This is a genomic window from Rhizobium sp. 01L419, from assembly GCF_056400025.1.
The window spans coordinates 13,361-32,911 of the sequence record NZ_JBFTSM010000021.1; the positions used below are offsets into that span (position 1 = coordinate 13,361).

The window sequence follows — 19,551 nt, forward strand, 5'->3', positions numbered from 1 at the left end:
CTCGCGTGGCCACTTCCGGAGCTCGACCGGTAGGTGGTGTCTAGGCTCGCCGATCTCCGGACGAAAGATCGATGCGGTTTCCGCTCTGGTTATCGAAAAACACGGCCCGGTCAAGATCGTAGGTTACCCAGAAGTTGTCGGCATGGCGCGGCACGTCCTTGCGCGGACTGGTGAGCGTGATGCGTCCGGCAGGACTGTCGCAATGCAGGATGATATCAGAGCCAGTCATCTCCGACAGCATAAGCCGGACCGGCAAAGCGGGCTCATGCGACTTTGCAGTGCGGATCGTCATGGATTCGGGCCTCAGCCCCGCCGTCACGTGCTGCCGGCCCCGCCAGCCCGGGAGATGTTCGACAGGCAGGAAATTCATCGCGGGAACGCCGAGGAAACCAGCAACAAAGCGGTTCTGCGGCTGGTCGTAGATCGCTTCCGGTGTGTCGAACTGCAAGAGGTCGCCATCCTTCATCACGGCAATCCTGTCGGCCAGCGAGAGCGCCTCGGTCTGATCATGCGTGACATAGACGATGGTGGCGCCGAGCTGGTGATGCAACTCCTTGATCTCGGTACGCATGGCGACGCGCAGCGCATTGTCGAGGTTCGACAACGGCTCGTCCATCAGGAAGATGGAGCTGTTGCGCGCCATCGCCCGGCCCATCGCCACTCGCTGACGCTGGCCGCCGGACAGCGCACCCGGCTTGCGATCAAGATAAGCTTCGAGCTGCAGCGTCTTGGCGACGCTTTCAGCGCGCCCATTGCGCTCCGCCTTCGGCATGCCGCGCAACTCCAGGCCGAAGGCGATATTCTGGCGCACCGTCATGTGTGGATAGAGCGCATAGTTCTGAAAAATCATGGCGATATCGCGATCCTGCGGGGCAAGATCATTTGCTCGCTTTCCGCCGATTTCGATATCGCCTTCTTCGCAGCGTTCAAGCCCGGCAATCAGGCGCAGCAGGGTGGACTTGCCGCAGCCGGAAGGGCCTACGATGACGATGAATTCGCCTGATTTGATCTCCATGGAGACGCCGTGCAGGATTTCCGGCCCACTGGGGTAGGACTTTCTGATGTCTCGAAGGATGATGCCGCTCATTGCGCGGCCTCCGCCAGGAAACGATTGCGAACGGCAATTGCAAGGCTCGGCCGATCAGTCGTGAAGACCTTCACGCCGAGCGCCAACACCTTTTCGATCTGTCGGGCCGAATGGGCTGCCCAGCAGCCGAAATCGAGCCCGGCTTTCTCGATTTGCGCCATCAATATGGAATTGGCGGTATCCACATGTACGCCGATTTCGGGAATGTTATGCGCCTTCGCGACTTCGATGACCGCCGTTGGTCCCAACTGGCGCAAAATGGGCGGGCTGACCAGCCAGAGCTTTGGCCGGTTGGTGGCAGCCGAAAGCACATCCTGCGAATCAACCAGAAAAGACGAGAAGATCGTCCTTTCCAGCATGCTATGGCGGGCGAGGGTTTCGACGACGCGCGGCACGAAATTCTCATAAGGGCGGCCATCGACGCCGGGCTTGATCTCGCAGCGGAAGTCCACGGTGCTGTCAGCATAGATCGCGCAGAGCTCGGCAAGCGAGATCGGATGCCCGCCGGCGCCATAGTTGATGATGGCGGCGCGGACTTCGGCCTCGCTCATGGCGGCGATCGCACCGCTTCGGTCTGTCGTGCCGTCGAGCGTTGCGTCGTGATGGACCATGATCGCGCCGTCGGCGGTCGGATGGACGTCGAATTCAACCTCTTCCAGCGGCATTTTTGCCGTTGCGGTAAAACCTTGCGGCGTGCTGTCGCCGAATTCCAGAGTGCCGCCGCGGTGCGAAGCGATGCGTGTCATTCAATGCTTGTCCTTCTTCATGATTATTTCACCGCGCCGAGCGTGATGCCGCGCACGAGATGGCGCTCGACCAGCAGGAAGCCGAGCAGCACAGGCAGGATGCTGAGGGTGCAGGCGGCCATGACGAGCGGCCAGTCGACCAGGCCCTCGCCGGGATTGATGCGATAGAGGCGGGCAAGGCCGATCTGCAGTGTGTAGAGGTCTTCCTTGCCGACGGCGACCAGTGGCCAGATGTAATTGTTCCACTCGGTGATGAAGATGTAGAGGCCCATGGAGAAGATGGCTGGCCTGGCAATCGGCACGATCACCCGCCAGAGCACCTGCAGCGGTGTTGCGCCATCCATATAGGCGGCCTCGTCGAGCGCTTTCGGAATGCCCTTGATGTACTGGCGCAGGAAGAAGGCGGCAAAGCCGTTCGATATGGCGGGTAGGATGAGGCTGGCATAGGTATCGAGCAGGCCGGCCTTGGCAAGCGTCAGATAGTTGGGGATCAGGCTGATATGGCTCGGGATCATGAGTGTGGCGACAGTCGCGCCGAAGAGCAGGTTGCCGCCTCGGAACTGAAAGCGCGCGAAGGCGAAGGCCGCCATGGTTGCGACGGTGATGCCGAGCAGCGTCACCAGACCCGAAACGATAATGCTGTTCAGAAGATAGCGGGCGAAATTGTACTCGGCGACTGCTCGGACATAGTTGTCCAGCGTGAACTCGTAACTGCCGGTATAATAGGACTGCGCCGTCTCGAAGGACATCCAGATGGAATAGAGGACAGGCGACAGGAAGATGAGCCCGGCAACAAGCGCCAGCCCTGTCACAAAAGGGTTCTCAAGCTTCATAATGCACCTTCCGGCCCATGGCGAAGGATTTGATCAGCGCCAGCACGATCAGGAAAATGAAGAGCAGAACGGCGAGTGCCGAGCCTCTGCCGATGTCGAAGAGGGTGAACCCTACACGGTAAAGCAGGTTGACCAGCATGTCGGTCGCACCCGCTGGGCCGCCACGGGTCATGATGTTGACGATGGTGAAGACCTGGAAGGCTTCGATGACAGATATCACCAGCAGGAAATAGGTGGTCGGCATGACGAGCGGCACAGTGACCCGGCGGAACACATGGAAACGCCGGCCGCCATCAACGGCAGCCGCATCATAAAGTTCCTGCGGTACGGCCTGCAGGCCGGCAATATAGATGACGATATCGTAGCCGAGCTGTTTCCACGTATTGACGAAAATCAGCACCCAGAGGGCAAGCTGCGGATCCTGCAGCCACGGCACTTTCCCGAGTCCGAGCGAGGTGAGGACGGCGTTCACCATGCCGTAATCGGTGGCGAAGAGCCAGGAGAAGACGACTGCGATCGAGACGGTGGAGGTAACGGAAGGCAGGAACAGCGCCCCGCGCAACAGCCGCGACGGCAATGTCTCGCGGACGAGATAGCTTGCGACCGCAAGTGCCAGCGCCAACCTGATCGGCACGGAAATCAAAGCGAAGAGTGCGGTGACCCGCAGCGCATTCCAGAAGTCGCGGGAATTCAGCAACAGGCGATAGTTCTCGAAACCGACGAAGGGCATGGTCGGCGACAGGAAGTCCCAGTGTCGGAAGCTGAGGTTCACGCTGGTAATGACGGGAACATAGGTGAAGACCGTGATGAAGAGGATCAGCGGTGCGACGAGAAGATAGGGTGTGAGTGTGCGCAGCATGGGACCGAAACAGTTGAGACGACGGGCCGTTCAAGGCCCGTCGTCTTGCTGAAGGGAAAGGCTTAGTTGCTGGAACGCTTGGCTTCTTCGCGGGTCTGCGTGGCGAAGTCCTTCATCGTTTCCGTGACATCGCGCTGGCCGAGCGCCATGGCTTCCCACATCTTGTATTCGGTCGTACGCATCCAGGTAACGACAGGCGGACGGGCACGGCCATGGGCGAAGTCGAGCTGCTTGATGGCAACGTCAATGCCCTGCTTTTTGGCAAGCGCCTCGGCGGCAGCCGGCTGGGCGGCACTCTTCTTGTTGATCGGCAGATAGCCGGTCGCGGCGAACCAGACGGCGTTGGCTTCCGGCGAAGCGGCATAGCTGATGAACTTGTAGGCAGCGTCCTGAACGTCCTTCGGCGAGGTTGCCAGGATGCCGATGCCGGCGCCGCCGATCGGAACGGAGCAGACCTTGTTGCAGGGCATCGGGCGGACTTCGAGCTTGTCGCCGAGCGCCTTCCTGGCGCCGCCGTAGTCGCCCGTCGAATTCAGCGAGATGCCGACCTTGCCGGCGTAGAAAGCGTCGCGACCGACATCTTCATCGGTGACTCCATCTGGAGAGGCAACCTTCTGGTCATGAACCAGCGACGCCATCCACTGATAGGCTTCGATCGTGTTCGGCGAGTCGAGCAGGATGTCGTTGGTCTTGGAATCAATCAACTCGCTGTCGTTGGACATGACGAGACCCCAGCGGGCGAACTGGCCGGGAGCAGCAATACCGGTGATGCCCTCCGAGCCGAGTTTCTCGGTGATTGTCTTCGAAACAGCAAGAATATCTGCGAAAGTCTTCAGCGTCGGTTCCGTCGTGAAGCCGGCACGCGCTAGGATGTCCTTGTTGTAATAGAGGACCGGCGTGGAAGAGTTGAACGGCACGATATAGTTCTTGCCGTTATAGACGCCGACTTCACGAGCGTAATCGTAAAGGTCATGCTTCAGCGGGTCGGCATTGAAATAGGGCGTGAGGTCGATCAGCGCGCCGCGGTCAGCGAAGAGACCGTAGCGGGTCACTTCCATGATGACGGCATCGGGTGCGCGATTGGCGGGAATGGCCGCCTGCAGCTTGGCGACGATATCATTGTAATCGCCGACGAACTCGCCTTCGATATGAATGCCGGGGTTGGCAGCTTCGAAATTGGCGATGATCTTGTTGAGCGCCTCGCCGGAGGATTTGCTGAAGCTGTGCCAAAACTTCACGGTCGTATCGGCATGCGCCGAACCGACCATGGACATCAGGGCGACGACGCTGGCCATAGCCGTATTATGCAATTTCATTGACATAATTTTCTCCTCTGCAAAAAAAATTGCATTTCATTTTGGCGACGATTAGCGCGGAGACGAGACAGTTTCTTGAAGACTGTGCGAAGTTTTCGTGACAGGAGAGGTCGCGTGAATGACTTAAAGCTACCGTTGCCGGAGCTTCTCTACGATAATATTCGCGTTATGGGCGCACGCATAAGAAGTTATGTCGAAAAAAACAACCAGAGCGACTTAGAGAAGTGCAGCACAGGTTGTATTGTTAGCTAAATTACTTTCGCTAAAGCTTAGTGATGATTGTATTTCAACCGATTAAACACCAAAAATGGCGCACTTTGACTTCACGCAATTGATTGATCTCTGCATCAGAATGTGCTTGATGACGTTCGTCTTAGTAAGCAAATCGATAACGAATTGTCTCTATCTCGAACATGGCATGCGTTCCTTACGGTTGCAGTTGCAAGCGGATTTATTAATCTGTTGCACTTGACCGGCTCTTTATTCATGCTCGAAGTTTATGATCGAATTCTGCCGAGTAAGAGCATTCCGTCGCTGATTGCCTTATGTTTGCTTGTCCTGTTGCTCTACGGATTTCAGATGGGGTTCGATGTGGTCCGCGGTCAGATGCTGACGCGAGTGGCCGACATTCTGGACCAGCAGATGGAAGGGCGCATGTATAAGGCGCTTCTCAAGATGCCCTTCTCCGGGGAGGTCAGGGGTGATGGTCTTCAGGCCCTTTCCGACCTCGATCAGATTCGCGGGTTTCTTTCGAGCAGCGGTCCCAACGCGCTGTTTGATTTCCCGTGGCTGCCATTTTACCTGCTTATTTGCTTCATGCTTCATCCTTGGATTGGCATCAGTGTTCTGATCGGTGCTGTCATTCTCGTTGTCATAGCGTTGCTGACGAATTGGTCCACGGTAACGTTGAACGAGAAAGCGGCGAGCGCCCGCGGCCAGCGTAATATGTTTGCAAGTGGCAGTGTTCGTAATGCCGAAGCCATCCAGGCCATGGGCATGTCGGGCACCATGATGACCATATGGCGAGGCCTTCACGGCGAGTACAAAAACCAGAGCCGGCGCGGTGCCGATATCATTGGTGCCTACGGTGCAGCGTCGCGGTCGGCGCGTATGATCATTCAGTCCGGCGTCATGGCTGTCGGTGCTGTCCTGGTGGTCAACGGCGATGCCACGGCGGGCAGCATCATCGCCGGGTCGATTCTGTCAGCGAAAGCGCTTGCGCCGGTGGAGCAGGCGATCGGCAACTGGCGCAGCTTCACATCTGCCCGGCAAGGCTGGAAGCGGCTTCAGAAATTATTCCAGATCGCGCCGGAAACAGAGAAGGCTCTTTCACTACCGCGGCCAGCATTCACCTTCTCGGTTGAAAATCTCACAGGAGCCCCGCCCAGTGCGTCTGCAATCACGCTGATGGACGTTTCCTTCGAGCTTCAGGCGGGAAGCGCGCTTGGCGTAATTGGACCGAGCGCATCCGGCAAGTCCACGCTCGCTCGTCTTATCGTCGGCGCCTGGCCGATACGTCATGGCAAGGTGCGGTTTGATGGTGCGAATCTCGATCAGTGGGACATGGACGAGCTTGGCCAATATCTCGGCTATCTGCCGCAAACAGTCGAACTGATGGCCGGCACGGTTGCTCAGAACATCGCCCGTTTCCACCCCGATGCGACTCCTGTCTCGATCATTGACGCGGCGAAAGCGGCAAATGTTCATGAGCTTATCCTGAACCTTCCGGAAGGTTACAAGACCAAGGTCGGCGCGAATGGCGACGCCCTTTCGGCGGGTCAAAGACAGCGCATTGCCCTAGCTCGCGCGCTGTATGGGGACCCGTTCCTCGTTATATTGGATGAACCGAATTCGAACCTGGACGCGGAAGGTGAAAACGCTCTCAACAACGCCATTGCCAACGTAAGGGCACGGGGCGGCATTGTGATCGTCATTGCGCATCGGCCGAGCGCGCTTGCGAATGTGGATCTGGTCGCGGTTATCGCCGCCGGCAGGCTGCAGCGATTCGGCACGAAGGAAGAAATTTTCGGGCAGGTGCTGCGTCAGAATATCCGGCCGGTCACATCGGATCATCAGCCGCGGGCAATCGAGGATGCCGGATCGTCAACCGCTGCGAACGATATGTAATGGGGCCGCCATGCGTTTGCAAAATCTGACGAAATTACCGCTCGCCAAGCACATTGCCGCTGTCGTCCTGTTGGCGTTCGGCCTTGTCGTCGGCGTCTTTGGATGGGCGATGACGACCGAGCTTTCGAGCGCGGTCATTGCGTCCGGGCGCGTCATCGTCGAGGGCAATACAAAAAAGATTCAGCACTTGACTGGCGGGATTGTCAGCGAAATCGACGTGAAAGAGGGCGACAGGGTGGATGCCGATCAGGTGCTCGTCCGCTTGAACGGAACCGTCGTGCAGGCCAATCTCACCATCGCCGAAAATACCCTCGCGCAGCTTTATGCACGCCGCGCCAGGTTGCGGGCCGAAGCATCTCGCGCATCGGAATTGGTCGTACCAGAAAAACTATCCGAGCTTACCACGTCCAAATCCGCCTCGACGCTGGTCGCAAGCGAACAGAATCTGTTTATCAGCCGAAAGAATGCACTTGAAGGTATGAAGAGACAGGTCGCAACGCGGAAACAGCAGTTGACCGATGAAGTCGATGGTCTAACGGTCCAGATTAATGCGATTCGAGATCAGGTTGGCCTTGTTGATCAAGACCTTGAGAAGGTCGATACGCTTTATCAAAAGGGCCTGACGACGCAGCAGCGACTGAATGATTATAAACGCCGCAAGTCTGAGCTTGAAGGGCAGATGGGTCAAGGTATCGCGGCTCGCGCACAAACCGAAGGCAAAATCGGTGAGCTTGACCTTCAGCTCCTGCAACTCGATGAAGACAGGCAATCGGAGGTCTCCAAGGATCTGACCTCCGTCGAGGCCAGCATTGCCGAGTATGAAGAACGACTGGCCGCGACAAAAGACCAACTCGCCCGCCTTGAGATCCGGGCGCCGATTGCCGGCAGAATCTACCAACTCGGCGTTCACAATATCAATGCAATCGTCCAGCCGGGCGAGGTCCTGATGCTCATCGTTCCCGAGCATGACGTGCTGCAAGTTGAAGCGACCATTGTGCCCAGGGATATCGACCAGATTTATAAGGGGCAGCCGGTCGATATCCGGTTTACGGCCTTCAACCAGACGACGACGCCTGATATTGCCGGAAAAGTTTCCGTCATCTCGCCTGACCTTCAGATGGACCCGCGCACCGGGGCGGCATTTTATTCGCTGCGTATAACGCCTGATATAGCCACTCTGAAGAACCTCACCGAAGGTTCCCTCTATCCAGGTATGCCCGCCGAAATATTTATAAAAATCTCTGACCGCACGGTAATATCGTATTTCACCAAGCCTTTCAAAGATAGGTTGCGGTTGGCATTCAGAGAAGAGTGATAGTCAAAGGGATATTGTCCCAAAAAGGGTCCAATTAAATATCTCTTTCAACACTGTTATAGACTTGCCAAAATCTTATGCTTATCTATTAGTGAAATTAGACGTTTGTCGCTGTTGAGTTAGTGTATCGGGCGTCGCAACGAAAAAGCTTTATTCAAAGAAAAGCAATGGAGAACATTCATGGCAGGCTTGTCAGTCACGTTCGGTAACGGTGGTGCATCTACCGTTGCTGATCTCACTAGCATCGATGCAACGAACAATAGCGCTCTTGACGACAGCACACAGAAGCAGAAAGTAACCGACCAAAACGGATCGCTGCTTCAATCGGGCTCTGTCAATGTGGGTGTTGCCCCGGTCAGCGGCTCTGGCACTGGTGGCGACGTCGCCATCAAGTACGACTCAGACGCGAATTCCTTCAACTTTGACGTTGTGGGCAAGTGGAATTCGGTTAAGAACGTGCTCGCGACGTCCGACAACTCGGAAAACCTTCATTTTAAAGATTTCGTTCAGGTTGACGTACATCTCGAAGGCACCGGAAATTCAACGGTCGAAATTCTCAACGTCAAGCGTGCAAATGTTACGACTGGCGATGGTAACGACACCGTTACCATCTCGCTTCTGTCAAATGACAAGAACTGGGTTAACGCAGCTACGATCGACACGGGTGCTGGTAACGATACGATTACCATCAAGGCCGGCCAGAGCATGACTGCAGTTGGCGGAATCACCGGTGCAACTGCCGTTAATGGTGGCGCCGGCGTCACGGATGGCAGCAATTCCTCCGTTATCATCAATGCAGGCGCTGGCAACGACACGATCGATCTCTCGGGCGTCAATCTGAAGTCGTCGACGGTCATTGGCGGTCTTGGGGTCGATCATATGGTCGCTAGCGGCGGTGCGGATACGTTTGTCTTCAAACTCGGAGACATGGCCGCGTCTCTCTCTACGGACGTGATCGAAGGCTTTAATGCCTTAGTCGACAAAATCAAAGTCGAGGGGACCGTAGCGGACGACTGGAGTGTCGACCACTTCAAGGGTGACACAATCGTTTCCTATATCGGATCGGCCGTCGGCCATCAGGATGAATCGATTATCTTGAAGGGCAATATCACCCAGGACATTCATAGCTGGTTCACTGCATAACGATTTGAACGAATTAATGACATGCCGCCCTCGGGCGGCATGTCCGATTCGAAGGCTAGTCCTTCAGACTAAAAGCATCGCTTTCACCTGGAGCGAGTTCCAGCGGCCAGATCCGGTTGCGAACACTGTTGCGGTAGATTTCAGAATAGGCCGGCATGCTCGCGAGCAAGGTTTCCGCGAGTTCGGCACCGAGGTCGGGCAGCGACATACGGAAGCAAGTCAGCGTTGGCTGCAGGAATTTGGCGCGGGGTTCCTCGCGGAAGCCGATGACGGCAAGGTCGCGGCCTGGGACAATCCCTGCTTCGACCAAGCGGCGGTAAAGGCCGATCGCCATCAGTTCGTAGATCAGGATAATGGCCGTCGGTTTGTCTTTGTTCAGCAGCAGTTCGTGGCCGGCCTGATAGCCGCCCTGTTCGCTGGATTTCACGCGGATCACCAGCTCCGGATCATATTTGATCCCGTGCTTTTCCAGAGCCTTCCGATAGGCATCGACGAAGACATAACCGAGATTGATTTCGCCTGATGGTGCGGCAATGGCGATGCGGCGATGTCCTTTGGAGACCAGGCGGTCGACGGCGCAAGTCGCAACCCCTTCGAAATCAAGGTCGATCCAGGTGAAGTTGCCGCCGCCGGAAGAGCTTCGGCCGAGCGCCACGAAGGGGATCTTCGCCTTGACGAGCAGATCGATTCGCTTGTCGATACGTTGGGTTGCGGAGATGATCATCGCATCGACGACCCGGCGTGCCACCATACGCTTCAGATATTCATAAGGGTCTTCGTCACTGGGGCAGGGGAGCATGACGAGATCGAGCTTGTGGCGCGATAGCACGCTCTGCAGCCCACCTGTCACGCCAAGGAAGAAGTTGTCGCTGTTCTCGACCGTTTCCTTGCTGGTCTCGATCATCAGGCCAATGACGTTGGTCGTGCCCTGACGAAGGCTGCGGCCGGACTGGTTGGCGACGTAGCCGAACTCTTCCGCGGCAGCCAGCACCCGCTTGCGCGTCTCCTCATTGACATCGGTCTTGCCGTTCAGCGCGCGGGAAACCGTCCCGATGGATATGTCGAGATGTTTTGCGAGCTGGCGAATACCCTTCATCTGAGGCGATCTTTCTTCCGGAATACTGGCCATCCAATCTTATTGCCATGGGAAAACGTTTACGGAAAGCGTTTGCCGCAGCGGCAGGATGTCATTTTGCGGGGTACTCAAAAAAAACCCTTTGCTGCATTGCCGAAGGTTTTGGCCTAAGCGCCCGTTCGCATTGTGATTTTTCGCAGCATTTAACCGGAATGCCCGGCCATTGACAGCAGTAAACGTTTCCGCTTAGTATCGTAAACGTTTACGGAAGGCGTTTTGGGAGGAAATCTGAAGCGCACCGCTGGAGGAAATCGTGAAATTGAATGCCATTCTGTGCGGGTGCGGAGCTATGTCCAAAGGCTGGCTGCGCGCGATCAAGGAAACACCTGATCTTGCCGAAGCGATCGAGATCGTCGGGCTCGTCGACGTCAACCCTGCCGCCGCCGAAAAGCTCGCCGAGGAATTCGGCTTGAGCGCGGCTCGCATCGGCAGCGATCTCGCCACCGTCATTGCCGAAACCAAGGCTGACATCGTCTTCGACGTCGTCATCCCGGCCGCCCGTTTCAATGTTGTTTCGACAGCCATGAAGGCCGGCTGTCACGTGCTCAGCGAGAAGCCGATGGCAACTTCGCTTGCCGAAGGGGCAGCCTTGATCGATCTCGCCGCCGAGACCGGCAAGATCCACGCGATCATCCAGAACCGCCGCTTCATTTCCGGTGTGCGCCGCCTGCGCCGCTTCGTCGAAAGTGGGGCGATTGGCGAGCTCACCGGCATTCATTGCGACTTCTTCATCGCCCCGCATTTTGGTGGCTTCCGCGAAGAGATGGATAATGTCCTGCTGCTCGATATGGCGATCCACACTTTCGATGCGGCCCGCTACGTAGCAGGCAAGAAGCCGCTCGCCGTCTATTGTGTCGAACGCAATCCTAGGGGTTCCTGGTATCGCCACGGTGCTTCAGCCAACGCCACCTTCGAATTCTCCGACGATGTCGTCTTCACCTATCGCGGTTCCTGGTGTGCCGAAGGCGAGCGCACGAGCTGGGAAAGCCAATGGCGCATTGTCGGCTCGAAGGGAATGCTGACCTGGGACGGTGAGGATGGGTTCAACGCAGCTACCTCCGGCAATGAACCAGGCCTGCTTCATGGCTTTTCACCGATCGAGGTTCCGGCGCCGGAACGCGCCGAAGAAACTCACGGCCATGCCAGCGTGATCGCAAGCTTCGTCGAGGCGATCCGCACGGGCAAGCGGCCGGAGACGGTCAGTTCCGACAATATCCGAAGCCTCGCCATGGTCTTCGGCGCGATCGAAAGCGCCAGGACCGGGCGCCGTGTCGAAATTTCAGCATAAGGACAGATGACGTGAGCAATCCCGCCAAAGCCATTCGCATCGGTACCATGGTCAGCGCCTCCAAGGGCGGCGCCGACAAGCGCATTGCCCAGATCGCCGATATGGGCTTCGAAAGCTTCGAGCCCTTTTTCTGGCAGACCACCAACGGCCAGGATCTCGCCGAACTCGGAAAGCGCAGTGTGGAGGCGATCGGCGATCGCGACATCACCATTTCGACGCTCGGCATGTTCGGCAATCCGCTTGAGGAAACCGACATCGACCTGCAGACGCTGCAAGGCTGGAAGGATTGCATCGACAACGCCCATCACTTCGGCGCCACCTGCGTTGCCGGCTTCACCGGTCGTGTCAGAAACAGGCCACTGACCGAGAGCCTGCCGCGTTACAAGCAGATCTGGAGCGAGCTTGCCAAGCGTGCTGCCGACAAGGGTGTCAAGATCGCCTTCGAAAATTGCGCCATGGATGGCAACTGGGCGACCGGCGACTGGAACATCGCCCATAACCCAGATGCCTGGGAACTGATCTTCAATGAGACGCCCGACGATAATATCGGCCTCGAATGGGAGCCTTGCCATCAGATGGTCTATCTGATCGAACCGCTGCCGCAGATCCGCAAATGGGCAAGCAAGATCTTCCACGTCCACGGCAAGGATGCGACGATCCGCTGGGATGTGATCAAGGAACATGGCATCTTCGGCAAGGAGAAGTTCGTCTTCATGCGCACGCCGGGCTTCGGCGACAGTAACTGGACCGACATCATTTCCGAACTGCGGCTTTCCGGCTGGTCCGGCTCCATCGACATCGAAGGCTGGCACGATCCGGTCTATCGCGACGCTCTGGAAATGACCGGCCAAGTCTATGCACTGAACCATTTGAAACATGCCCGGGGCGGTGATTTCGTCGTCGATCCGGTGTGAGTGACTATGGCCGGCACGGAGGACATGCCGGCCATCGCAAGGATAACCACAAAGGAGGAGAACCATGGCTATCCGCAAATTTGCAATTCTGGGCGCGCTTGCGCTTGCAGGCGTGTCTCTCTTTACCCTTTCCGCCAAGGCGGAAGACGTCAAGTTGACGCTCTGGTCGCTGGACAAGGACATCCAGCCGGCGCCGAACCTGGTCAAAGAATTCAACGACCAGCATAACGGCATCACGATCGAATATCGCCTGATCCAGTTCGACGACGTTGTTACCGAAGCGATGCGCGCCTATGCCACCGGCCAGGCACCCGATATCATCGCCGTCGACAATCCTGAGCATGCACTGTTTTCGTCTCGCGGTGCCTTCCTTGATATCACCGACATGATCAAGAATTCGAAGGTCATCAAGCCTGAGAATTATTTCCCCGGGCCGCTGAAATCGGTCGAATGGGACGGCAAATATTTTGGCGTGCCGAAGGCGACGAACACGATCGCGCTTTACTACAACAAGGACATGTTCAAGGCGAAGGGCCTCGATCCGAACAAACCGCCGCAGACCTGGGACGAGCTTGTCGAGGATGCTCGCAAGCTGACCGATCCGGCCAAGAACGTCTATGGTCTCGCCTTCTCGGCCAAGGCCAACGAGGAAGGGACCTTCCAGTTCCTGCCCTGGGCGCAGATGGGCGGCGGCAGCTATGAGCACATCAACGCCGATGGCGCCGTCAAGGCGCTGGAAGTCTGGAAAACGGTCATGGACGAGAAGCTCGCCTCGCCCGATACGCTGACCCGGGGCCAGTGGGATTCGACCGGCACCTTCAATTCCGGCAATGCTGCCATGGCGATCTCCGGTCCCTGGGAACTGGACCGCATGATGAAGGAAGCCAAGTTCGACTGGGGCGTGACGCTGCTGCCGGTGCCGAACGAAGGCGCTGAGCGCTCTTCCGCCATGGGCGACTTCAACTGGGCGATCTTCTCGACCTCCAAGCATCCGGCCGAAGCCTTCAAGGCGCTCGAATATTTCGTTTCACAGGACGACAAGATGTTCAAGAATTTCGGCCAGCTTCCGGCCCGTTCCGACATCTCGATCCCCGAGACTGGCGAGCCGCTCAAGGATGCCGCTCTGAAGGTCTTCCTCGAGCAGCTGAAATACGCCAAGCCGCGTGGTCCGCATCCGCAGTGGCCGAAGATCTCCAAGGCGATCCAGGATGCCATCCAGGCTGCACTCACTGGCCAGATGAGCCCGAAGGATGCGCTTGATCAGGCTGCCGACAAGATCAAGGCAGTGCTCGGCTAATGCCCGCATCACCGGATGGCCTTCGGCCATCCCACCCTTTTCCTCCCGGCAGGGGCTGTCTTCCGTGGAAGCGCCAGGCAGCCCCGTTCGGAGCATCGGAGGACCCATGAGAAGGATCCTTTCCAGCGTCAGGGATGGCCGCGGTTTCGATATCGTGCTGGTCGCCTTTCCGCTCGGCTTTCTGTTCCTGATGGCAGGCCTGCCGCTCATCTACAATGTTGTGATGAGCTTCCAGGAGGTTGACATGTTCAGCCTCGGCACCTTCTCGCGCCCGTGGGTAGGCTTCAAGAATTACACGGATCTTTTCGCGCAGCCGGAAACGCTGCCGATCCTCTATAATACCGCGATCTTCGTTGTCGGTTCGATTGCCGGACAGTTCCTGATCGGCTTCGGTCTGGCGCTGTTCTTCTGGGTCAATTTCCCCGGCGCCTCCTGGCTGCGCGGCCTCTTTCTCGTCTCCTGGGTGATGCCCGGCCTCGTCGTCGGCGCGATCTGGAATTGGATTTTGTCGGGCGATTTCGGCGTGCTGAACTTCATCCTGAAGGAAAGCGGCATCATCTCCAGCAACATTTTCTGGCGCTCGGATCCGCATTATTCGCTTTATGCCGTCATCATCGCCAATATCTGGCTCGGCACGTCGTTCAACATGATCCTTCTGTCGGTAGGCCTGTCCGGCATTCCGGGTGATCTCTATGAGGCCGCCGAGCTGGACGGCGCCACCGCCTGGCAACGCTTCTGGACCATCACGCTGCCGATGATGCGTTCAACGATCGGCGCCATCATCGCACTCGGCCTGATCTTCACGCTGCAGCAGTTCGATCTCTTTGCCGCCATCACCTCGGGCGGGCCGAACAACTCCTCCAACGTTACGCAATACTGGGCCTGGGATTTATCCTTCCGCCAATATGATTTCGCCAAGGGCGCGACCATTTCCGTCATCATGATCGTCTTTGTGATGTTCGCCTCTGTGGTCTATGTCCGCTCGACCCGACACGAGGTGCGCGGATGAGCGAGACTGCACGCAATCGCCTGATGCTCGTGATCGCCGTCATCATGGCGGCGATCTACCTCTTCCCGCTCTATTGGATGTATATCACCGCGCTGAAAAGCGGTTCGGAGATGTTCGCCACACCACCAAGCTTCTGGCCGGCTTCGCCGCAATGGAGCACTTACGCCTATGTCTGGGAAAGCCGGAACATGGGGCTCTATCTCTGGAATTCGCTGGTGATCGCGATCGGCGCGGTCGTCATCATCACCGTGCTGGGTGTCGGCTGCGCTTACGTGTTGGCGCGCTACCGCAACATCTGGGTTGATATCGGCCTGTTCCTCATTCTGATGCTGCAGGTCCTGCCGGCATCGCTCATGATTACGCCAATCTTTGTCGGTTTCTCGCAGATCGGCATGCTGAATTATCCACGGCTTGCTGTCATCATCGCCATTGCCGCAAAGAGCATGCCCTTCTTCGTGGTGCTGGTGCGCGCCACCTTCATGGCGGTTCCGATGGAGCTCGAAGAGGCGGCTCTCGTCGACGGCAATTCGCGCGTCGGCGCCTTCTTCAACATCGTGCTGCCGCTTGCCCGCAACGGCATCCTAGTCAGCGCCATTCTCATCTTCATGCAGGCCTTCGGTGAGTTCGTCTATTCCAAGTCGATGATCCAGGCCGCCGAGCTTCAGCCGGCAAGCGTCGGCCTCAATTCCTTCATGGGGCCGAACACCAATGAGTGGAACAACATCATGGCCTACGCCACGATGTATGTGACGCCGATCCTTGCCATCTTCGTTCTCTTGCAGCGCCGCATCGTATCCGGCCTTACTTCGGGAGCCCTCAAATGACCGCTCAGATCGAGCTTGCCGGCGTCAACAAACACTATGGCGCCTTCCATGCGCTGAAGAACATCGATCTCTCCATCGCCAAAGGCACATTCGTCGCGCTCGTCGGCCCCTCAGGCTGCGGTAAGTCGACGCTACTGCGCTCGCTGGCCGGCCTGGAAACCATTTCCGACGGCAGCCTGAAGATTGCCGGCGAGCTGATGAATGGCGTGCCGCCGCGTAAACGCGATGTCGCCATGGTATTCCAGTCCTACGCGCTATATCCGCATATGACCGTTGAGGAAAACCTCACCTACAGCCTGCGCATGCGCGGCATTGCAAAGGCGGAGGCGAAGAAGGCAGCCGAGGAGGTCGCGGCCACCACAGGCCTTTCGCATCTCTTGAAGCGCTATCCACGTGAGCTCTCAGGCGGCCAGCGTCAGCGCGTCGCCATGAGCCGCGCGATCATCCGCCATCCGAAGGCCTTCCTCTTCGATGAGCCGTTGTCGAACCTCGATGCGGCCCTGCGCGTCCATATGCGTAAGGAAATCCGTGCGCTGCACGATCGTCTGCATGCGACCTCGGTTTATGTGACGCATGACCAGATCGAGGCGATGACAATGGCCGACCATGTCGTCGTCATGCGTGATGGTATCATCGAACAGCAGGGCCGGCCGCTCGACCTTTACGACAAGCCTGCCAATAAATTCGTTGCCGGTTTCATCGGCTCGCCGGCGATGAACTTCATTCCGGCAATCGTCGGAGAAGACGGAAAGAGCCTGACGGTCGATCTCGGCACGGTCAGGCAGCATATCGCCATCGACCATCAACTCCAGCCCGGCCGCAGGGTCACCGCCGGCATCCGCCCGGAGCATATCGGCATTATCAATCAGGGGCAGGGGAACTTCGACGTGCCGGTCGCAGTCGTCGAATCCACAGGGTCCTCGACCTTCATCACTGCCGCGACGACGCCTGAACTGACGATAGTCGAAACGGGCAGGGGATCGGTTCACCCTGGTCAGGCAATCGGCGTAACGGTGAATCCGGCGCTGGTGCATCTCTTTGATGAGACCAGTGGCGTCAGAATTTGAGATCTGGTTTCGGTCTGATCGGTTCCCGCAGCAGCCTACTGCGGGACGCTGCGCGACCATGACTTATCAGGGATAAATCTTATTGCCATATTCTCGGCAGCCATGATCGTCGGCCGAGCCATTGCCGTACTTATCGGGCGAGCGAAGCCGGCACAGCTTGCTTGGCTGCCACCTCTGTATCGTGCGGGCGTTCGCTAGAGTTTGCCCACACGGCCACAGCAAGTCCTGCGACGATAAAGTAGGGCAGTTTGCTTGAAAGCTTGAGCTTGCCGGAAACGGCATTGCCGCGGGTGCATTCAAAGCCGGACATTTCTGGGGGCATCAGTACCTGTCTCGTGTGAATATCACGCTACAAACATAGTACATGCAGCGATTCGAATGAACCCCCAGATTAGGGGATATACAAGAAGTTGCCGACATCAGGCAGATCAGTGTCCGCCATACTGTTACCCGATAATGACAATTGCCGAAAATCAAGCGCTGCATTGGCAAGCGAGCCTTCGAGCATGTTCCCATCATTTGATGATAGGGAGACGAGGTCGCGGCGATGTGGGAAATCGCCCACTCACCGGAAGGCTTTCAGCTAAATCATCGGAACTTTGCCCGCGTCTCAAAGTTGAGTGCAAGGATCGCGCGGCAATGTATTTCGTACACTGCTCGCCCCGGCAGGGGCCGCGCGATCCACTCGTGTGGAATCACACTAAAACTAGCCCGCTTCGGCGGGCTCTTTGTTGCTCCTCGGATCCGACGGGTGGTCCTGCTGCCAGCGCCGTGTTGTCATCCTGGAAACGGGAGGCAAGTCCATGAACGGGTTTCACATAGCCTCCAACTCGACAGCACGCATTGGCTTCTGATCTTCATCCACGAGAATGGAACCGTCTCGACGGTGATGGACAGCGCCGAGTTCATGGACGTGATCACCGATCAGGCCAATAGCGCCCCGTAGTGACGAGCGCACATGTCACGCGCTTTTCACGCGACACTCTGCAACCCTCCGATTAGTTTCTCACTCAAAACGTGTTGGTGGATCGTATGTGGGGGTACTGCGTAATGAAATTCGACAACTCGACCGAATTTGAGCAAGTCATTCTCATCTTCAAGGACCCCGGCCGGCGGTTGACCGTCCGAACTGTCCAAGACGCTGCCAAAGCTTTGATGAAAGACTGGCCGTCGGATGATGGTGAGGAGTTTCTAACTGCGGTGAAAGCGTGTCTGGACGTGATGACTGGCAAAGCCAGTAGCAGGGAGCTTCGAAGCGCTATTCTCCGAGCAGCCAACGAAGCTGGTGTGGCCGTGCTCACCGCACTTCATTGAAGTCCCCGCACGCATCTAGCCGCCTGTCTGGCTGGCATCAGTAGCGGTTGATGATGGGGCGGTGGGGTGACGGCTTTCGGCTTCCCTATAAACTTTGCATATGAGAGATGATCGAGAAGCCGTGATCAACTGAAGCGAGAAAACGAATTAAAGCAATTAAAGCCACGCTCGTCCTTTCGTGCTCAATCGCATGGTCGAGTTCCGTAGCGGCAGAAACGGTTGAACGTCAGGCCGCGGGCGGAAGAGTCGTGCGCACCACCAACATGGGCGATCTAATTGAGCTAGATCTTACGCCGGCCAGCTCTAAAGAGCTTTCAAAGTTCACTCGTCGACAGGTAGGCAGGCAAATCGATATTCTAGTCAACGAGAGCGTGGTCTCATCGCCGCGTATCATGGAACAGTTTTTGTATCTCGGAGAACCACTCCAGGTGCCCATTCCGGCAAGCGCAACGCCAGCTGAAAACAAGGACAAGATCGACAAGCTAGTTGCCGGAACGTCGACCCTGGAACTCAGATCCCGTGACGGTCAATAGCAAAGAGCCGGCATTTGGGGGGCAGTGGGGTCGTTAGAATTTTAGAACTTTCGAAAACGAAACCTACAAGCCCTCCTTGTATGAAAGGGTATGAGCAAGTTCTCGGTTATCGTCCTGCTATCGTCTGCAGCATCGTTCCTAGGTGCCGGCGGTTATTCTCTCGTGCCTCGATCGCTTTACGATCCCGCCTGTGACATCAAGGGGAACATCTCGATCAGTTCTGGCGCGAAGATCTACCACGTCAGGGGCCAGGAATATTATGACGATACCATCATCCGTGCTGAGTTCGGAGAGCGGTGGTTTTGTTCCGAGCAAGATGCCCGCGCAGCAGGGTGGCGCCGCGCGGGCAGATGATGATGTGGTGGCGGGGTCTCAAAGAAAGTGTCGCTCGATCCGCCGCTCTATGTGAGCAATCGTCACCTCATGATGGCCCGTTTTTAGAAGCAATGCCGAGGCTGCCTCATAAAGGCCACTCCACATCAGAACGCTCATCAGGGTCGCTATGATCAGCCACTGTATCCGCATGGCACCGATCAATAGCCCGGCATCGCGCAGACATCACCTTAAACTTTCGCAATGTCGGATGGCGGGGCGGTGGGCTACTTCGTTCGTATACGTTGCCCTTTTGCGACCATGGGTATACATATTGTATTGCAGCATCCTATCCGATCTTTAAAGAGCCCGCCTTTCAATGATTGGCGGGCTCTTTGAATGATGGGTTCGCGGGAAGGCTGAGCCGTCGGT

The 19,551-nt window shown here is 57.1% G+C and carries 19 protein-coding genes; 12 read left to right on the forward strand and 7 right to left on the reverse strand.

Going from position 1 to position 19,551, the window contains the following annotated elements:
• Positions 1-40: 40 nt before the first annotated feature.
• From AC1DUP_RS30805 to AC1DUP_RS30825, 5 genes are all read right to left on the reverse strand, one after another.
• Entirely contained in the window at positions 41-1,087 is a 1,047-nt protein-coding gene (locus AC1DUP_RS30805) for an ABC transporter ATP-binding protein (RefSeq protein ID WP_477836560.1), read from the reverse strand.
• Positions 1,084-1,833: a glycerophosphodiester phosphodiesterase family protein gene (locus AC1DUP_RS30810; RefSeq protein WP_477836562.1), complete on the reverse strand. Its 750-nt coding sequence runs from the start codon at positions 1,831-1,833 to the stop codon at positions 1,084-1,086. The genes AC1DUP_RS30805 and AC1DUP_RS30810 overlap by 4 nt, the downstream gene beginning before the upstream one ends.
• A 23-nt stretch (positions 1,834-1,856) precedes the next feature.
• Entirely contained in the window at positions 1,857-2,666 is an 810-nt protein-coding gene (locus tag AC1DUP_RS30815; RefSeq protein WP_477836564.1) for a carbohydrate ABC transporter permease, read from the reverse strand.
• Positions 2,656-3,525: a carbohydrate ABC transporter permease gene (locus tag AC1DUP_RS30820; RefSeq protein ID WP_477836566.1), complete on the reverse strand. Its 870-nt coding sequence runs from the start codon at positions 3,523-3,525 to the stop codon at positions 2,656-2,658. Before AC1DUP_RS30820 ends, AC1DUP_RS30815 begins: the two co-directional genes overlap by 11 nt.
• Positions 3,526-3,587: 62 nt before the next feature.
• Positions 3,588-4,847 carry an ABC transporter substrate-binding protein gene (locus AC1DUP_RS30825; RefSeq protein ID WP_477836568.1) on the reverse strand — a complete coding sequence of 420 codons (1,260 nt, stop codon included), beginning with the start codon at positions 4,845-4,847 and terminating at the stop codon, positions 3,588-3,590.
• 390 nt (positions 4,848-5,237) lie between these two features.
• Between AC1DUP_RS30825 and AC1DUP_RS30830 the strand changes: the two genes are divergently transcribed.
• The 3 genes from AC1DUP_RS30830 to AC1DUP_RS30840 all read left to right on the forward strand — a co-directional run bounded on the left by AC1DUP_RS30830 (position 5,238) and on the right by AC1DUP_RS30840 (position 9,426).
• Positions 5,238-6,968 (forward strand): type I secretion system permease/ATPase, encoded by a 1,731-nt coding sequence (locus AC1DUP_RS30830; protein ID WP_477836682.1) that lies wholly within the window; start codon positions 5,238-5,240, stop codon positions 6,966-6,968.
• A gap of 10 nt (positions 6,969-6,978) precedes the next feature.
• The gene (locus tag AC1DUP_RS30835) at positions 6,979-8,283 is read left to right on the forward strand and encodes an HlyD family type I secretion periplasmic adaptor subunit (protein ID WP_477836570.1); all 1,305 of its coding nucleotides are present in this window, start codon (positions 6,979-6,981) and stop codon (positions 8,281-8,283) included.
• A gap of 180 nt (positions 8,284-8,463) precedes the next feature.
• Positions 8,464-9,426 (forward strand): calcium-binding protein, encoded by a 963-nt coding sequence (locus tag AC1DUP_RS30840; protein ID WP_477836572.1) that lies wholly within the window; start codon positions 8,464-8,466, stop codon positions 9,424-9,426.
• A gap of 55 nt (positions 9,427-9,481) precedes the next feature.
• Here the strand turns inward: AC1DUP_RS30840 and AC1DUP_RS30845 are convergent, their stop codons facing one another.
• Entirely contained in the window at positions 9,482-10,522 is a 1,041-nt protein-coding gene (locus AC1DUP_RS30845; protein ID WP_477836574.1) for a substrate-binding domain-containing protein, read from the reverse strand.
• Between the two features lie 292 nt (positions 10,523-10,814).
• On the opposite strand from AC1DUP_RS30845, the gene AC1DUP_RS30850 reads away from it, so the two are divergent.
• From AC1DUP_RS30850 to AC1DUP_RS30875, 6 genes are all read left to right on the forward strand, one after another.
• The gene (locus tag AC1DUP_RS30850) at positions 10,815-11,849 is read left to right on the forward strand and encodes a Gfo/Idh/MocA family protein (RefSeq protein ID WP_113296371.1); all 1,035 of its coding nucleotides are present in this window, start codon (positions 10,815-10,817) and stop codon (positions 11,847-11,849) included.
• An 11-nt stretch (positions 11,850-11,860) separates the two neighbouring features.
• On the forward strand, positions 11,861-12,763 hold the full coding sequence (locus AC1DUP_RS30855; RefSeq protein WP_477836576.1) for a sugar phosphate isomerase/epimerase family protein: 903 nt from the start codon (positions 11,861-11,863) through the stop codon (positions 12,761-12,763).
• Between the two features lie 64 nt (positions 12,764-12,827).
• The gene (locus AC1DUP_RS30860; RefSeq protein ID WP_477836578.1) at positions 12,828-14,060 is read left to right on the forward strand and encodes an ABC transporter substrate-binding protein; all 1,233 of its coding nucleotides are present in this window, start codon (positions 12,828-12,830) and stop codon (positions 14,058-14,060) included.
• A 106-nt stretch (positions 14,061-14,166) separates the two neighbouring features.
• Positions 14,167-15,069 carry a carbohydrate ABC transporter permease gene (locus AC1DUP_RS30865; protein ID WP_113296374.1) on the forward strand — a complete coding sequence of 301 codons (903 nt, stop codon included), beginning with the start codon at positions 14,167-14,169 and terminating at the stop codon, positions 15,067-15,069.
• On the forward strand, positions 15,066-15,893 hold the full coding sequence (locus AC1DUP_RS30870; protein ID WP_477836581.1) for a carbohydrate ABC transporter permease: 828 nt from the start codon (positions 15,066-15,068) through the stop codon (positions 15,891-15,893). The genes AC1DUP_RS30865 and AC1DUP_RS30870 overlap by 4 nt, the downstream gene beginning before the upstream one ends.
• Positions 15,890-16,960 (forward strand): ABC transporter ATP-binding protein, encoded by a 1,071-nt coding sequence (locus tag AC1DUP_RS30875; RefSeq protein ID WP_477836583.1) that lies wholly within the window; start codon positions 15,890-15,892, stop codon positions 16,958-16,960. Before AC1DUP_RS30870 ends, AC1DUP_RS30875 begins: the two co-directional genes overlap by 4 nt.
• A 130-nt stretch (positions 16,961-17,090) precedes the next feature.
• On the opposite strand, the gene AC1DUP_RS30880 is transcribed toward AC1DUP_RS30875, so the two are convergent.
• Positions 17,091-17,282 (reverse strand): hypothetical protein, encoded by a 192-nt coding sequence (locus AC1DUP_RS30880; protein WP_477836585.1) that lies wholly within the window; start codon positions 17,280-17,282, stop codon positions 17,091-17,093.
• Positions 17,283-18,010: 728 nt separating this feature from the next.
• Here AC1DUP_RS30880 and AC1DUP_RS30885 point away from each other — a divergent pair.
• The 3 genes from AC1DUP_RS30885 to AC1DUP_RS30895 all read left to right on the forward strand — a co-directional run bounded on the left by AC1DUP_RS30885 (position 18,011) and on the right by AC1DUP_RS30895 (position 19,161).
• Positions 18,011-18,274 (forward strand): DUF982 domain-containing protein, encoded by a 264-nt coding sequence (locus tag AC1DUP_RS30885; RefSeq protein ID WP_477836587.1) that lies wholly within the window; start codon positions 18,011-18,013, stop codon positions 18,272-18,274.
• Between the two features lie 248 nt (positions 18,275-18,522).
• The gene (locus tag AC1DUP_RS30890) at positions 18,523-18,807 is read left to right on the forward strand and encodes a SecDF P1 head subdomain-containing protein (protein WP_477836589.1); all 285 of its coding nucleotides are present in this window, start codon (positions 18,523-18,525) and stop codon (positions 18,805-18,807) included.
• Positions 18,808-18,897: 90 nt separating this feature from the next.
• Entirely contained in the window at positions 18,898-19,161 is a 264-nt protein-coding gene (locus AC1DUP_RS30895; protein WP_113307297.1) for a sunset domain-containing protein, read from the forward strand.
• Positions 19,162-19,551 lie beyond the last annotated feature (390 nt).

Excerpts from the sequence above, each read along its gene's own strand:
- AC1DUP_RS30805 (WP_477836560.1), bottom strand. The coding sequence starts at position 1,087 with ATGAGCGGCATCATCCTTCGAGACATCAGAAAGTCCTACCCCAGTGGG.
- AC1DUP_RS30810 (WP_477836562.1), bottom strand. The coding sequence starts at position 1,833 with ATGACACGCATCGCTTCGCACCGCGGCGGCACTCTGGAATTCGGCGAC.
- AC1DUP_RS30815 (WP_477836564.1), bottom strand. The coding sequence starts at position 2,666 with ATGAAGCTTGAGAACCCTTTTGTGACAGGGCTGGCGCTTGTTGCCGGG.
- AC1DUP_RS30820 (WP_477836566.1), bottom strand. The coding sequence starts at position 3,525 with ATGCTGCGCACACTCACACCCTATCTTCTCGTCGCACCGCTGATCCTC.
- AC1DUP_RS30825 (WP_477836568.1), bottom strand. The coding sequence starts at position 4,847 with ATGTCAATGAAATTGCATAATACGGCTATGGCCAGCGTCGTCGCCCTG.
- AC1DUP_RS30835 (WP_477836570.1), top strand. The coding sequence starts at position 6,979 with ATGCGTTTGCAAAATCTGACGAAATTACCGCTCGCCAAGCACATTGCC.
- AC1DUP_RS30840 (WP_477836572.1), top strand. The coding sequence starts at position 8,464 with ATGGCAGGCTTGTCAGTCACGTTCGGTAACGGTGGTGCATCTACCGTT.
- AC1DUP_RS30845 (WP_477836574.1), bottom strand. The coding sequence starts at position 10,522 with ATGAAGGGTATTCGCCAGCTCGCAAAACATCTCGACATATCCATCGGG.
- AC1DUP_RS30860 (WP_477836578.1), top strand. The coding sequence starts at position 12,828 with ATGGCTATCCGCAAATTTGCAATTCTGGGCGCGCTTGCGCTTGCAGGC.
- AC1DUP_RS30865 (WP_113296374.1), top strand. The coding sequence starts at position 14,167 with ATGAGAAGGATCCTTTCCAGCGTCAGGGATGGCCGCGGTTTCGATATC.
- AC1DUP_RS30870 (WP_477836581.1), top strand. The coding sequence starts at position 15,066 with ATGAGCGAGACTGCACGCAATCGCCTGATGCTCGTGATCGCCGTCATC.
- AC1DUP_RS30875 (WP_477836583.1), top strand. The coding sequence starts at position 15,890 with ATGACCGCTCAGATCGAGCTTGCCGGCGTCAACAAACACTATGGCGCC.
- AC1DUP_RS30880 (WP_477836585.1), bottom strand. The coding sequence starts at position 17,282 with ATGCCCCCAGAAATGTCCGGCTTTGAATGCACCCGCGGCAATGCCGTT.
- AC1DUP_RS30885 (WP_477836587.1), top strand. The coding sequence starts at position 18,011 with ATGAAATTCGACAACTCGACCGAATTTGAGCAAGTCATTCTCATCTTC.
- AC1DUP_RS30895 (WP_113307297.1), top strand. The coding sequence starts at position 18,898 with ATGAGCAAGTTCTCGGTTATCGTCCTGCTATCGTCTGCAGCATCGTTC.